At 36.4% G+C, this 14,952-nt stretch carries 16 protein-coding genes; 12 read left to right on the top strand and 4 right to left on the bottom strand.

Going from position 1 to position 14,952, the window contains the following annotated elements:
* Positions 1-81: 81 nt before the first annotated feature.
* On the top strand, positions 82-717 hold the full coding sequence (locus tag B7C41_RS13235) for a hypothetical protein (protein ID WP_085299373.1): 636 nt from the start codon (positions 82-84) through the stop codon (positions 715-717).
* 28 nt (positions 718-745) lie between these two features.
* Positions 746-1,273: a GrpB family protein gene (locus B7C41_RS13240; RefSeq protein WP_085299374.1), complete on the top strand. Its 528-nt coding sequence runs from the start codon at positions 746-748 to the stop codon at positions 1,271-1,273.
* Positions 1,274-1,309: 36 nt separating this feature from the next.
* Here B7C41_RS13240 and B7C41_RS13245 read toward each other — a convergent pair whose 3' ends face one another.
* The gene (locus B7C41_RS13245) at positions 1,310-2,131 is read right to left on the bottom strand and encodes a mechanosensitive ion channel family protein (protein WP_085299375.1); all 822 of its coding nucleotides are present in this window, start codon (positions 2,129-2,131) and stop codon (positions 1,310-1,312) included.
* Between the two features lie 363 nt (positions 2,132-2,494).
* Between B7C41_RS13245 and B7C41_RS13250 the strand changes: the two genes are divergently transcribed.
* From B7C41_RS13250 to B7C41_RS13265, 4 genes are all read left to right on the top strand, one after another.
* The gene (locus B7C41_RS13250) at positions 2,495-3,232 is read left to right on the top strand and encodes an SIMPL domain-containing protein (RefSeq protein WP_085299376.1); all 738 of its coding nucleotides are present in this window, start codon (positions 2,495-2,497) and stop codon (positions 3,230-3,232) included.
* A 48-nt stretch (positions 3,233-3,280) separates the two neighbouring features.
* Positions 3,281-3,793: an AAA family ATPase gene (locus B7C41_RS13255; protein ID WP_143764389.1), complete on the top strand. Its 513-nt coding sequence runs from the start codon at positions 3,281-3,283 to the stop codon at positions 3,791-3,793.
* 635 nt (positions 3,794-4,428) lie between these two features.
* The gene (locus B7C41_RS13260) at positions 4,429-4,779 is read left to right on the top strand and encodes a hypothetical protein (RefSeq protein WP_085299378.1); all 351 of its coding nucleotides are present in this window, start codon (positions 4,429-4,431) and stop codon (positions 4,777-4,779) included.
* Positions 4,780-4,860: 81 nt separating this feature from the next.
* Entirely contained in the window at positions 4,861-5,163 is a 303-nt protein-coding gene (locus tag B7C41_RS13265; RefSeq protein ID WP_085299379.1) for a DUF3465 domain-containing protein, read from the top strand.
* Between the two features lie 136 nt (positions 5,164-5,299).
* Here the strand turns inward: B7C41_RS13265 and B7C41_RS13270 are convergent, their stop codons facing one another.
* Positions 5,300-6,745, bottom strand: coding sequence for a catalase (locus B7C41_RS13270; RefSeq protein WP_085299380.1), 1,446 nt, complete (start codon positions 6,743-6,745; stop codon positions 5,300-5,302).
* 213 nt (positions 6,746-6,958) lie between these two features.
* Positions 6,959-7,402, bottom strand: a complete 444-nt coding sequence (gene fur, locus B7C41_RS13275; protein ID WP_085299477.1) for a ferric iron uptake transcriptional regulator — start codon at positions 7,400-7,402, stop codon at positions 6,959-6,961.
* A gap of 211 nt (positions 7,403-7,613) precedes the next feature.
* Between fur and B7C41_RS13280 the strand changes: the two genes are divergently transcribed.
* Together B7C41_RS13280 and B7C41_RS13285 are read left to right on the top strand one after the other, a co-directional pair.
* Positions 7,614-8,069: a DUF4442 domain-containing protein gene (locus tag B7C41_RS13280; protein WP_085299381.1), complete on the top strand. Its 456-nt coding sequence runs from the start codon at positions 7,614-7,616 to the stop codon at positions 8,067-8,069.
* A 94-nt stretch (positions 8,070-8,163) separates the two neighbouring features.
* Positions 8,164-9,771 (top strand): methyl-accepting chemotaxis protein, encoded by a 1,608-nt coding sequence (locus B7C41_RS13285; RefSeq protein WP_085299382.1) that lies wholly within the window; start codon positions 8,164-8,166, stop codon positions 9,769-9,771.
* Positions 9,772-9,928: 157 nt separating this feature from the next.
* Here the strand turns inward: B7C41_RS13285 and B7C41_RS13290 are convergent, their stop codons facing one another.
* A complete protein-coding gene (locus B7C41_RS13290) occupies positions 9,929-11,068 on the bottom strand; it encodes a tetratricopeptide repeat protein (protein ID WP_085299383.1) in 1,140 nt (379 codons plus the stop codon).
* Positions 11,069-11,523: 455 nt separating this feature from the next.
* Between B7C41_RS13290 and B7C41_RS13295 the strand changes: the two genes are divergently transcribed.
* From B7C41_RS13295 to B7C41_RS13310, 4 genes are all read left to right on the top strand, one after another.
* The gene (locus B7C41_RS13295; RefSeq protein WP_143764390.1) at positions 11,524-12,645 is read left to right on the top strand and encodes a serine hydrolase domain-containing protein; all 1,122 of its coding nucleotides are present in this window, start codon (positions 11,524-11,526) and stop codon (positions 12,643-12,645) included.
* Positions 12,646-12,683: 38 nt separating this feature from the next.
* Complete coding sequence (locus B7C41_RS13300; protein WP_085299385.1) at positions 12,684-13,106, top strand: GNAT family N-acetyltransferase; 423 nt, start codon at positions 12,684-12,686, stop codon at positions 13,104-13,106.
* A gap of 62 nt (positions 13,107-13,168) precedes the next feature.
* Entirely contained in the window at positions 13,169-13,876 is a 708-nt protein-coding gene (locus B7C41_RS13305) for an AraC family transcriptional regulator (RefSeq protein ID WP_085299386.1), read from the top strand.
* A gap of 98 nt (positions 13,877-13,974) precedes the next feature.
* Entirely contained in the window at positions 13,975-14,889 is a 915-nt protein-coding gene (locus B7C41_RS13310) for a DMT family transporter (protein WP_085299387.1), read from the top strand.
* Positions 14,890-14,952: the final 63 nt, after the last annotated feature.

Below are 14,952 nucleotides of genomic sequence, written 5' to 3' on the forward strand. Positions count from 1 at the left end.
TTCTTCTTATTTATTACTTCTCTATTTAAAGTATCTCTTCTTGTGGTAGCATGTTAACAAAAAACTAATGGTTTCAATGTTATGCCCACCGAATCTACCTCCCAAGCGTTAGCGATATTGAGAGATACTAGCCAGTTTTCTTGGTATGTAATTCCTTTATTATTGATTGTTATTTATGTCTACGCTCAAGAAGCTGATCGTGGAAACTGGTCTAGGTTTCTTGCTGGGTTGGCATTTTGGGGCATGGATTGGTTTAATGAAATATGGAATTCATTAGTTTTTCATTTTACTCAACATGCACCAGTTTGGGCTGCCCCCGGTGACACTGCATTTTTAATTTTCATCGGTTTAAATGTAGAAATTTGTTTCATGTTTGCCATCTCGGGTATTGTGGCAACGCTTGCTTTGCCTAAAGACCCAAAAATGAAAATTTTAGGGTTAAATAACCGCTGGTTTTTTGCCATTCTTTTTTCAATGCTTAGTGTTCTGGTGGAAATAACGTTAAACCATATTGGTGCGCTAACGTGGGAGTGGTCATGGTGGAATGCTGATGCTCCTTGGTTACTTTTCTCTGTTGGCTATTTGAGTTTCTATAGCGTTTGTTATTGGGTCTACGACATGTCATCAAGGAAAAAACAGATACAGGTAGTTGGCGGCTTATACGCAATTAATATTATTGCCATCGCCGTTTTGGGTGGTGTAGTAGGTTGGATATAATATAATTGACATTGTTTGAGCAAATATAATGACAAGAAAGATAGTAGTGGATAATTACAACTGCAACTGGCCCTCACAATTCCAGCAAGAACAAGCAGCGCTGAAAATTGTATTTGCTGATAGCAATGTTGCTATTCATCATATTGGCAGCACGTCAGTTCAAGGTTTGTCTGCTAAACCTATTATCGATATTCTAGTTGAAGTTGATTGTTTGTCTTGCTTTGAAGGTAAGCATATAGGACTTGCTGCGTTGGGATATATAGCCAAGGGTGAGAATGGTATTGTTGGCCGTCGATACTTTCAAAAAGGTGACATAAATCGTAGCCACCATTTACATGGTTTTAAACGTAATGATATTCATGCCTTAAAACATTTAGCTTTTCGTGATTATTTGCGTAGTAACCCGACTGTAGCCTTGGAATATGGTGAATTAAAACGAGGTGTAGCCGAACAATGTTTACACGATATTAATATCTATATGCAAGGTAAAAATAGCTTTATTCAGCATCACCTTAACATAGCAATGAAGACACAAAATAATCATTTATTAGATTGATTCTTTTGTGCTTTTAATCGCAGTGTAAGCAGGTTATTAGGAGTAACTTTTAGCGCTAAACCAAAAATTCATAAAGTCAGCAGTGAGCTTATTTTCTATTTCCATTGCTCGTTCTGTAGGGCAAAAAATAGTAAAAATTACTTGGGTATCTCCTAAGTTAGACGTAGCAACCTCAATATGTGGCTCAGGGCCAGCGATATTAATATCTAAACGGTTTTCAATCACTTGGTTGTATCGAACAGCAACATCGTTAAAGTCGGCGCAGTAGTTATTAGCTTTTTCTTTTAGTGCATCAATAAAGTCAAAAGGATTAACACTACCGTCGCGGGTAATCGTAAAGTGATGGACGGCATAGCGTTTTAAAAAGTTTAAGTTTTTTATCGGACTAGTAACTAGTTGGCTATTTGGAATAAACAAGGTTTTACCGGTAAATTGATAATTATCTATATTCACTTCTAGAATTGTTAAGTTTATCCAATCCATTGAGTTTACTTCACCATAATGCTTGCCAACCTGCACCCAGTCACCTATTCGAAATGGTCGATTAGATATGACATAGATAAAGCCAATAAAGCATTGAATAAATTCTCGTGTTGCTAACACTATTGCAACGATAAAAGCGGCGATAGAAAAAGCGAATTTTTGAATCTCTACAGACCAAATATTGAAAACCATAAAAATAAGTGCAAAGTTAAAAATATTATTGAGTAGATTAACCGTAAAGCGCTTATCTATTTTCTTCTTTTTAGCGTGTCGCTTAATAAATCGCGTAATGAGTAACTTAAAGGTAATAATGAGAATGGCTAACACCGCCGTAATAAAGCTTTTGTTCTGTAACAGTGTGTCAAATATCTGCATGGTCGTTGATTCTCAGGTAAAGCCAAGCGTTGGCATGTAAACAGCAATAATGTTGATTGATTTCAAGTGAAAGGTAGATGATTTTTATCAACAAATCGAGATAAATATTGCCTTAATTGTTAACTATTCAGTGGAATAAATTAAGTTTTAGCAATACCCGTTCAGCTAGGATTAATGTTTGATAGCTTATTCTTAGCCGTGATATTAAAAAGTACTGATAAGTTAGAAACTTATTCTTCATTACATGGTCATAATTTTGCTAGTTTAACTATCTAATCATGATTTAAATTAATATGTAAATAGCTGCATTGCTTTCATTAGTGGTAGTTATTCACCTTTATAAATTTTTTATTAGGAACGCCTATGAAACACTTAACCTCTATTGGATTACTGGTATTTTCCACATTAACTTTTTCTGCGCTTTCGTTAGCCAACACCAGTTTACCGAATAATCGCCATATTGCTGTTACCGGTAAAGCTGAAATGATGGCAATGCCAGATATCGCTATTGTGCACTTAGCGGTAGAAAGTAGTAAAAAAAGCAGTTTAGATGCTAAAAAAGATGTCGATGAACGGGTTAACAATTTACTTGATGGTTTAAGTGATTTTCAAATCGACGAAGCCAATGTGTCTGCGTCAAATATAGCAACGGAAGTGCGCTATTCATATAATAAAGGTTCACGCGATAAGATAGATGGTTATATTGCTCGTCGGACACTTAAAGTGACATTAAATGATATTGAAAAATTAAATGCCTTTATGGATTTTGCCTTAAGCGTAGAAATTGACGCCATTAGAAATATCGAGCTTAAGTCCTCTAAAGAGCAAGCACTTAAAGCCGAAGTTGAGGCACTGGCTGTTAATAATGCTAAAGCACAAGGAAAAACTTTAGCGAATGCCTTCGAGGCGAAGTTAGGAAAAATTTATAGTATTAATTCTAACGCTAATCAAAGTCATCATAGGTTTGGCGCCAATAGTGATGCGGAAAATTATGGTGTCAGTGCTCGCATGGGAAGTAGTAGCGCTAAGCCAGGTCGCTACTTACAAGAAAATATCGTTTTTTCTGCATCAATTAGCGTTGTTTTTGATCTTGAGTTCTAACTTTAGTCATATAAGGTTGATTGAGAGCATTCTTTTTTTAGGTGTTATGTGAATATTCTTATTATGGGCGCATCAGGCTCAGGGCAAACAACATTAGGAAAAGCGTTAGCAAGTAAGCTAGCGTTCACCTTTTTGGATGCTGATGACTTCTATTGGCTGCCAACCACCCCCGCTTATCAAGAAAAGCGCGACATGGACTCTAAGTTGTCGCTGATCTTAAGTGCGATGGAGTCTAAATCTGTGGTTGTTGCAGGTTCAATCATAGGTTGGGGCAGTGCGCTAGAAAATAGCTTTGATTTGGTGGTTTTCCTATCACTAGATACGGATATAAGAATAAGCCGGTTAAAAGTTCGAGAGCAACAAGAGCTAGGGTTTGTTGATGATGAATTTATTACCTGGGCAACAGAGTATGAAAACCCTAACTTTTATAGCCGTAATCGAGTTAAACATCTTAATTGGCTCGCTAGTCAACAAGCAAAAGTTGTTTCAATTGATGGTGACTTAAGCGTTGAGCATCGAATGATATTAGTGTTATCAGCAATGAACAAGGCTACTGAATAAGCTAATTGATTTTTATGATCAAGTGTTATCAGAATAGTATCTTGGTCTTTGAGAACACTATTGAACACCTTTTGACTCAGGTATTAATGTTTAAAATCAGAAGTTTGTCTATGTTTTTTTTGTTTTTAAGTGGCCAAGAGTGAACGGTACTTGTTGTTAAAGCTTCCTCGGTATTTTTCCTTATATTGAAATACCCATTTCATGATTGATTCAAACATGGTTCATTTTTGATTGTCGACAACTAAGGCGGTAAAGTAATATCAGATAAGGTACTAGGGGGTGTTGAACTTTGTTTGTATTTTCAGCAATAGGCTGATTTTAATGTTAGTAAAGCAGAATGAACGAAGTTTGGTTGTTCCAAATAAGTAAAACTTTAATGCAGCTAGCGTTAAAAGCAGTCATTACTCAAGGGCTGAGGCTAAAGTCGTCTTACTTTGTGTTGAAAATAGTTGATTTAGACGACTAATTTAACCATTTTAGCCCTAATTAAGTCGACTTTATCTCTCAGCTGAATTACTAAACAAAAATCAACAGTCCCTAAGTACTCTGATAATAAAGCTTAAAAATATGTTGCTTCCATTAGCTATAGTTCATTAAGTTCAATCGAAAAAAGCTACAATTAAAAGGTGTGTTATATGATATTGCGAGAAGTAGCTGATAGATTGTTGTTTTTAAAGCCATTGCTAAATTTTATTTTTTTGCTTGGTTTTGGTGCAATAATTTATCTTTTTTTATTTTCTTCCATTACGCTGCAAAACCAATATGCATTACCTAGCTTGCTGTTAGCTTTGTGGAGCTTATTATTTAGTGCCTTACTGGGGGTGTCAGCTAACGTACCGAATGAAAAGATAATAGGTAACAGTAAGTTAAAAAAAATTCGATATAAATTAGCCAAAGGTTTATTTACAATATCTATCATCGTTTTTATTTTTATGACCCTAGCCGTGCTACGTATAACTATTAAGCTTTTATCTGTCTGGTTTTAATTTTAGTTATGAAGACAAAAATTATTACAAATGTTACGAATAATCCTGCTAGGCTAATATGCCCTAGTGCAGAGCTTTGCTATGACGACTAAATATTTACAAGCTAAAGGTGTTGTTGAAAAAATATTCGCTGATGATAATAAAGGTAGTCGACATCAAAAATTCACCGTGAAGTTAAAAAATAATAAATCGATTTTAGTCGTTCATAATATTGATCTTTGCCAACGAGTTAAAGCTTTAAAGGTAGGTGATATAGTTGAGTTTTATGGTGTATATCAGTGGAATCGTTTTGGTGGCTTAGTGCACTGGACTCATAAACCTAAGTCATCTCAAGAACAGCATAAATCTGGTTGGATAAAGCATTGCAATATTATCTATCAGTAGTGTTACATTTCAAATGTAAAAGAGCTTAATTTTAGTACCTTCTTTATTATTAACCTGAGCTCTGAATAATGAGCGTTGTTTGTCCAGAGACCAGGTTTATTAAGACGGTGTTGTTAGAACAGTGCCTTCAAAAGGATTAAAGGTCTGTTAATGCAATGCTGAGTGCTTTTGCTATACCCTCACCATATGCTTTATCTGCCATTAAACAGTGGCGGATATGACGCTTTTTTATATCAATAGAAGCGCCGCTAATTGAATCAGCTGTATTGGCAAATAGTGCTTGTTGCTGTTGTGCATTCATTACGTTAAATAATGCGCCTGGTTGTGAGAAATAGTCATCATCTTCTCGGTGATCCCAACGCATAGCAGCGCCAGATAAATTTAATGGCGGCTCTGAAAAGTCAGGTTGCTCTTGCCACTCTCCTTTACTATTAGGCTCGTAGCCAATAGTGCCGCCAAAATTACCATCGACCCGCATTGCACCGTCACGATGGTAACTATGCACTGGGCAACGAGGAGCATTAACTGGGATTGAATGATGGTTAATACCTAAACGATAACGCTGAGCATCACCGTATGAAAACAATCGTCCTTGCAGCATTTTATCGGGTGAAAAGCTAATGCCAGGTACAACATTTGCGGGGTTAAATGCGGACTGTTCAACTTCAGCGAAAAAATTTTCCGGATTTCTATTTAATTCTAAAATACCAACATCAATTAAAGGATAATCAGCATGCGGCCATACTTTTGTTAAATCGAAAGGATTGTATGGTGAATCTTGAGCTTGTTTATCGCTCATCACTTGAATTTTAAATTGCCAAGACGGTTTTTCTCCCGCTTCTAATGTGTTAAATAAATCAGCTTGATGGCTTTCTCTGTCTTCACCAATGAGCTTGTTTGCTTCGGCATTCGTTAAGTTTTTTATACCTTGATTTGATTTAAAATGAAATTTCACCCAAGTACGTTCATTGTCGCTATTTATTAAACTAAAAGTATGGCTGCCAAAGCCATCCATATGACGGTAGCTAGCTGGAATACCACGTTCACTCATTACTATCGTTATTTGATGCAAAGCTTCAGGTAATGATGTCCAGAAGTCCCAGTTGTTTTGTGCGCTTCGCATGTTGGTGCGAGGATCGCGCTTTACCGCATGATTTAAGTCAGGGAATTTTAAGGGATCACGCAGAAAAAAAACCGGTGTATTGTTTCCAACTAAATCCCAATTCCCTTCTTCAGTGTAAAATTTTAAGGCGAAACCTCTAATATCACGTTCGGCATCAGCAGCTCCTCGTTCGCCTGCAACGGTGGTAAAGCGTGCAAAAAAATCAGTTTTTTTACCGATCTCAGAAAAAATTTTTGCTCTGGTGTATTGGCTAATATCATGAGTTACCGTAAAAGTACCGTAAGCTCCAGAGCCTTTTGCATGCATACGTCTTTCAGGGATAACTTCACGGTCGAAGTGGGCTAATTTTTCTAAAAACCAGACATCTTGAAGTAATTGTGGGCCGTTTTTACCTGCGGTAATAATATTTTGATTATCTGAAACCGGGCAACCAGCACTGGTGGTTAATTTCTTTTTCATTTTCTTTTTCCTCTAGTTAATAATAACGGTTATTAGCGTTAGCATAGTAGAGTTAATTAAATCTGAAAAATTGATTGTTCGTATGATTACAATAGTTTTTTTAGATTGGTGTGGTGAGGGGGATTAAATAAGGCAAGGGCAAGACTAAAAAGCCCTAATCAACACAATAATTAGGGCTTAATACTTAACTACTTAGTTTATGGCGCTAAGTTATTAAAATTGTGATTTACGATACTTCTCACACACTTCTTCGTCTTCACATTCGCCGTATAAGTATAAGCTGTGGTTCGTTAGCTTAACTTTGTGTGATTTAGCGATATCTTCTTGACGCTGTTCAATAACATCATCTTCAAATTCGATTACTTTTCCACAGTTTAGGCAAACTAAGTGATCATGATGCTTTTTATGGCTTAATTCAAATACCGACTTTCCACCTTCAAAATGGTGGCGAGTTACAATACCAGCATCATCAAATTGGTTTAAAACACGATAAACTGTTGCTAAGCCAATTTCTTCTTGTTGCTCAAGTAAAATTTTATATACATCTTCAGCACTGATGTGTTGGTTGTTTGGATTTTGTAAAATAGCCAAAATTTTAATGCGCGGTAGAGTAATTTTTAATCCGGCTCTTTTTAATTCTTCATTTTGTTCAGGCATTAACTTATGTCTCATGCATCAGGCTTTCATTTATAGAAAATTATAGGGGGTTATGCGCTTGGTTGAAAGCGTTAGTTGCAACTGATTGTTAATTTCACTGGTTTTATTGGTTTAAATGCTCATAACATACTAACTGGTCTGATGAGTTGGCGGTATAGACCTTGTGAATATTGTGTGTACTCGATGTTTATTATCATATTTAAGGATAATTATGCTGAAAAAAGCTTGGCTGTTGAAATTCTTACTGAATATTTGGCCGCCATTTTTTTTCAGTGGTATTAAAGTCGTGAAACTCTCGACAGATTTTCGTTCGGCGCAAGTTCGCCTTAAGTCGAATGCATTCAATATGAATGCTGTTGGTGTACATTTTGGCGGCTCATTGTTTGCCATGACAGACCCATTTTACATGTTAATGGTTATGGGCTGCTTAGGAAAAGACTACGTTGTTTGGGATAAATTTGCTGATATAGGCTTTATCAAGCCAGGAAAAGGACAAGTAACCGCTGACTTTACAATCAGCGATGCCTTAATTAAAGCAATATTGGCGCATACTGCTGATGGCGAAAAGCATTTGTCTGAATTACCTGTTTATGTCAAAGATGAACATGGCGAGGTGGCGGAAAAGTTGAATAGGAAACTGTATATTCGCAAGAAAAAATCAACCTAATCATTGAGGTAAAACAAACAATGCTATTGTTTTATTTATTAATCATGCAATTTTTCATATACTCAGGCTTTATTTTAATCAGGACGATTTAAATATGTTCCCATCATTATCTTTAGCAAAAAAAATTAATATTATTTTAGTGCTTTTTGCCATTATATTTCTGAGTACAACTGTTATATTCTTTTGGTTTGATGAAAAATCTCTTAGCGAAAAATTTGTCAAAAATAACCTTGAAAACCTTGCGTTAAATTACTTTGACTCTATTAATACCATGATGATAACAGGCACTGCGGCTAACCGGAAAATAGCTCAGCAAAAAGCTCTTAGTCAAGAAGAAATAGTTGAAGCTCGTATTATTAGAGCACCAGCGCTGATTAAAACTTTTGGTAAAGGTTTTGATGATCAAACCGCCTTAGATGAATTTGAGCGAAGTGGGTTGTTAGGTAATAAAGAGTTCAAACATATCGAACAAGACGGCAAGAATATGATGACCTTTATTATGCCTATTCATGCAAAGAGCGACTATCGCGGCACAAATTGTTTAACTTGTCATCAAGTTGCTGAAAATGAAATTCTCGGCGCAGTCAAAATTACTTATGATTTAACTACTGTTGATGAAGAAATTAATGAATCAATATTTAAAGCAGGTTTATTGCAATTAGTTATCACAATTATATGTTTTGGCTTACTAAGCTTTATGTTTAGCAAATTAGTTATTTCACGCTTACGCCGTTTAAAACGCACCATTAATGACGTTGAGGCTAATTTAGATTTAAATAAAACTATTAAAGTGAATTATGATGACGAACTCGGTGCGGTGAGTGTTGCGCTAAATAGCATGATGGAGAAATTTAAAGATAGCTTCCTTTCCTTTTCAAGTGCTACAGAACAGCTGATAGGATCGGCAAAAAATGTTGATGAAATATCGACACTAACACGTGAAGCCGTACTTAATCAGAAAAATGGTACTGACTCTGTTGCCGCCGCCATTAATGAACTTGATGCTTCAGCAGATGAAGTACAAAGTAATACTGAGTTGGCAGCAGAAAAGTCAGTACATGCAAGTGAGAGCGCATCTCAAGGTTTAACATTAGTTGATAGTGCAAAAACAGGTATTAACCAATTGCGTGATCAAGTGGTTGAGAATACTTCAATGATCACTGAACTAAGCAATAAAACTAATGAGGTTGGTAGTGTACTCGACGTTATAACAGGTATTGCAGAACAAACTAATTTACTCGCGCTTAATGCGGCGATTGAAGCCGCGCGAGCCGGAGAGCAAGGTAGAGGCTTTGCTGTTGTTGCTGATGAAGTAAGGAGTTTAGCAACTAGAACGCGTGAATCCATTGACCAAATTCAAACTACCATTGGTAGTTTGCAAGTTGATGCTAAACAAGCGGTAACATCAATGAATGAAGTTAGTGAGCAGGCCAGTGAGAAAGCACAAGACGTTACAGATGTGGCAAGTTTATTAGAGGGAATTGCTAGCCAAATTCAAGAATTAGATGAGTTGAACTGCCAAATTTCTAATGCAGCTAAACAACAAAACATTGCAGCTGACGAAATCAATAAAAACGTTGTCGATATTAGTAACGTTGCTGAGCAATCAAGTGAAGACGCGATTAAAGGTAAGCAAATTAGTGAGCAATTATTAGAACTCGCTTACGAACTGAACGCTCAATTATCTAAGTTTAAACTCTAAAAAACCAGTTCAAATACTCTATTAAGAAAATAGAGTATTTGACTTTTCGTCGCTCAAACTTCATCTGACAGGCAGTAATAAGCTCAAAGCTGCCGGTGTAATTTCACATATTAACGTTAACTTAATGATCATAGGGGCAATGAGAAACTCGTTAAACCTAATTATTTTTAGATGAATAATCTTCTAAAAATCTACGGTGTCTTTTCTTATGCCAAGTCAGCATTTTATCCGAAAATTTAACAGCATCTTTTTGGTGTTTTATAGCTTTTTTAAAATCACCTATTTTGTCATATGCTTTAGCTAGATTATGGTGACTATAGGCATCTTCAGGGTAGCGTTTCACCATTTCTTTAAAGACCATAAGCCCATCTGCTTGAGAAGCGTTTAATAAAAAAAATCCTAATGCGTTAATTGAATTTTTTGGCGAGACTGCGAATCCATATTTTTCCTCTGATAAATATTCATAATGTTGAACAATAGCTTCAATTCCTTTTTGAGAAATTTCAGATTCAGGTGCTAACCCTTGATGAATATCATCAAATATTTTTTCTATTCCCATGATTACAGAAACTAAAGGAAGAGACATAAAGTAATTGCTATCAAAATGTTTGTAATGCCAGTCTAATTTTTTAGGAGCATATTTTTGAAATATTGAATGAAGCTGACTGTACAACTCATTTTGGTGCTCCTCCTTAAAACTCGTACCATGACTAAATAGTAGGAAGCGAGGTTTATTGTTAAGCTTTGATAATTTTTTTGATGCTGTCGAAATAATACCAGCATGATTATCTTTTAACTCAGGGCTAATCGCAATGTAAGCATTAAACATATCAGGTTTGTTGATCAAGGTAGATAACACAATGGTTCCGTTGCCCCTGAATCCACTCATTATTTTAAAGCCATTGGTTCTATATTTTTTATCTACTTCTGGCAGTAGCTTTTTATCAAAAAAATCTAATAATGGTGTGGTTTTACCTGTCGCATCAAATAACATTCCCACTCTATTACCAACAGCGGGAGTTACTATAATTGTTTGAAGCCAAGGCCACTCTCCATTATGACTCATCCAATCATGCATACCTCTGAGGTAAGTATCTGATTTTGGATGAAAGTCGAACATCATGACATAGGATTTATTTGTGTTTTTAGAATAACCTGATGGAAGGGTAATATTGAATACTAATGGTTCAGAAAACCCAGGGTAAGCAATTTCTATCTGCTCTTGCTTACTGGTAGCGTTAGAAATAAAGCTTGTTAATAAAAATATAAGTAAAGTTAACTTGCTAAATAGATTCATTTTTTTCCTTAATTTAAAGTCAGTCTGTAGTAGAGTTATTATTAATCAGTTCATTAACTCAATGTACCCTTTATTTTGCTAAATAAAATGAATAAAGCTGAAGTTTAGCTAATTTATCACTGAATACTTTATCTTTCATGAAGTTAAGAGATAATATTGCTTTTAATATGAGCGTGGTTATACAAAAGTTTAATGTCCGCAATTGACTAATAGCCGAAATTATCAGTTAACTCACTCAAAGCTTCCACTTCGCGCACAAGGTTAGCATTAGCAGTTTTATGATGAAAAACCGCTTTAGTGGCTTTTGATACCATCACATTAGGTTAAATGAGCTAAATCACTTAAAGGGCCTTATTAATTGCATAGCCTTTTTTAATGCGAGCTATTTTATTTAGACTTCTTAGCATTATTGCTTTAGATTGAGCCGCGTTGACATCAACTACAAGGAACGTATTGTGAAATTATTCATCCCCCTCTTAAGCATGTTATTTATTGGTACAGGTGTTTTACCCTGTTATGCCAACAGTGATCCAACACCTACCGTAAATACGCCTATCGTAAATGCCTCGGTCAAGTTACAAGCGCTGGAACAATGGATAGACGAGCAGGGTAAAAGTGGCCAGCTAAGCGGTACTTTTTTATTTGCGAAAAAAGGCAACGTTCTCTTAAAAAAGGCGGTTGGTAAAGTTCATCCTGACCAAGACAAGGCCATTGTTTTAGATTCTTCATTTAACATAGGTTCAGTATCTAAACAATTTACCGGCATGGCAGTGATGTTACTCAGTTATCAGGGGAAATTGGATTACGATGCCAGTGTCCAGCAATACTTACCTGAATTTCCCTATGCCAACATCACGGTTCGACATCTACTTAATCATACTTCTGGGCTTGCGGACTATATGGATTTAGCCGAAGAGCATTGGAATAATACAATTTTTACTAATCAGGATATGCTCAACTTATTCGTTAAGTATCAGCCCTCATTGGAATTTGTACCCGGTAGCAAATTTGCCTATAGCAATTCTGGCTATGTCACGCTTTCTGCGGTTATAGAGCGAGTGTCAAAAATGTCATTTGCTCATTACTTAGATAAACACATATTCCAACCTTTGAATATGAAACATACCAAGGTGGTGAATTTATTATCAGAGCCAAACTTATTGCCTTCTAGAGTGTATGGTCAAAATAGTGATGGCCTAGATGATTTAGTCTATTTAGATGGAGTTTCGGGCGACGGAGCTGTTTACTCGTCAATCGATGATCTTTTAAAGTGGCATTACGGCTTACTAAATAATAAGTTACTACCTAAAGAGCTACAGCAAGCCAGTATTACTCCGACAACATTGAACGATGGTTCATTATTCCATTATGGATTTGGTTGGTTTATCGATAGAAAATCACCGTTTATTGTTGCACATTCCGGTGGCTGGGTAGGATTTATTTCTTATATCGCCCGCAATACTAAAAGTGATGAAATCATCGTTTTTCTCACTAATAAAGTCGGTGGTGTCGAATTTGAAGATCTGCAAAAAAGAATTTTCTCTGCAATAGATGCTAATTTTGGCGAGTTTGAATAATTATTTGCCTAATGACTAGCATTTAACAAGGTTACAATATGACATTATCAAAGTTCACTATTAAACACGATAGCCCAACTGCAGCAGCCTTTATTGATTTAAGGATGGCGATTGGTTGGGGCGGGTCGGATGTTGCTATGGTTGAGGCGAGCTTAGCTAACTCACTTTTTCATGTCACTATTTATCAGGAAAATAAACTCATTGCTATGGGCAGGGTGGTTGGCGACGGCGCAATGTATTTTTATGTACAAGATGTTGTCGTTGGTCCTCATTATCAAGGGCAAGGTATTGGTAATAGCTTAATGAATGAAATAGAAGGCTATTTAAGCCAAACAGCAAAGTCGGGAGCTACTATTGGACTATTAGCGGCTAAAGGTAAAGAAGGCTTTTACCAACATTTTGGCTACCAGCAAAGGCCTAGTGATACGCTCGGAAATGGTATGTGTAAATTTATCACCTGAATAGTTTTTTAGAATTAAACCGTAATTTTGTTTTTTTCAAAGAGTTAATTTAAAGGGGTTACATGAAAAATACATTATCTATTCGTTCTTATAGCCGAAATAAAAAAGGTCATAGTCACCCCTTTCATCAGATAGTCTTGCCATTGCGGGGAGCAATAACTATTGATGTCGACGGTTTTGCAGGCAAAGTGACTCCCGGCGAATGTGTGGTGATTAAAAAAGGCAACGAACATCACTTTACTTCAGATACTGAAGCAAGGTTCGTGGTTGCCGATATGGCTGAGTTGCCAGAAAATATCTTGTTATCAGAAGTCATCGTGTTCTCTATTAATCAATCTCTTTTTCGTTTTCTTAGCTTTATGGAAGCGCAATTAGAACAGCAAGTAAATGCTGAATTAGAGCGGATTTCTTACCTGATGTTTTTTGAATTGCTCAGTAAACAAATACTATTAAAACAGCTAAATCATAGAATTCGAGAAGCTGTTGAATTCATAGAGATACACATTACTGAAGCGCTGCCCATAGACAGGTTGGCAGGTGTTTCATGTTTGAGTTCAACTCAGTTTAAGAAGTTATTTAAGGCTCAGGTTGGACTAACCGCTGCACAATACGTAACTAAACTGCGCATGGAAAAAGCACAAGCGCTTCTGATTCATACCGATTACCCACTGCAAATTGTTGCTGAGCGTGTTGGTTATGCCGATTTCACGGCGTTCAGTAGACGATTTTCCCAATATTTTGGTCTTTCGCCGTCAAGAATGTCAGAATAATTGCGTCTGTATTGTAATGATAAGCGTCTTATCAGCAAAATAATTTCATTCCATCTGTATATGCTAATAGTCACTGTAAAATAGAAGGTGAAGCAATTATGTTGTGGCGAAATGACGTGTTGGGTGGCGTAATAAGTGTTGTTCTAGCAAGTGTTCTGTGTGGAACAACAGGTACCGCAGCGACCCTTACTCCAGATGTTAGTCCTATGGCGACGGGGGCTTTTGCAATGGGAATAGGCGGCCTGTTATTACTTCTTAATGCTCGTCAGGCATTAGTGAACGATTTAAGGAAGTTAACTTCTCAAGCTAAACTTCTCTTTATAGGAGGAGTCTCGGTAGCGATTTATCCCTTAGCATTTTATACCTCAATGAAATGGACAGGTGTTGCCATAGGTACCGTTATATCAATTGCTAGTGCTCCTTTCTTCACTGTGATATTAGAGCGTCTAATTAGCAAAAAGAAGATCTCCTTACAATGGATGGTAAGTTTTGCTTTTGGAGCTTTGGGGATTATTTTTCTAACTTTGGGTAAACAAAAGGTTTCGGATCTCGAAGTAGATGCTGTTACTCAATATTTGGGTGTTGTACTCGGGATAATTGCTGGGCTGGCATATGCTACATATTCATGGGCTGCAAAGCGAATGATAGAAGATGGCATAAGTGCTAAATCATCGGTAGCTAGTATGTTTGGAATCGCTGCGATGCTTTTACTACCTTCTTTGTTTTTTACTGGTGATAACTTATTCGCCTCAACAACTAATTCAGCCGTTGCGCTTTATATGGCTGTAGTGCCTATGTTTTTTGGCTACTTTCTGTTTGGTTTAGGTCTGCAACACATAGATGCGAGCAGAGCAACATTAATCACATTGCTTGAGCCAGTAGTTGCCACCTTATTAGCTATTGTTATCGTTGGTGAAATGTTTGATTTTAATGGTTGGCTTGGAATATTTTTTATTAGTGTTTGTTTGATGTTTCAAATGATAAAGTTACCAAAAAAATCACTAGGTGCATGATAGACAATTTGAAGATCATCTTAATTTACTTATTAACGTCGGTTAACAGGCACCTTATAGTGA

This window comes from Cognaticolwellia mytili, from assembly GCF_002104475.1.
In the GTDB taxonomy this organism is placed as follows: Bacteria; Pseudomonadota; Gammaproteobacteria; order Enterobacterales; family Alteromonadaceae; genus Cognaticolwellia; species Cognaticolwellia mytili.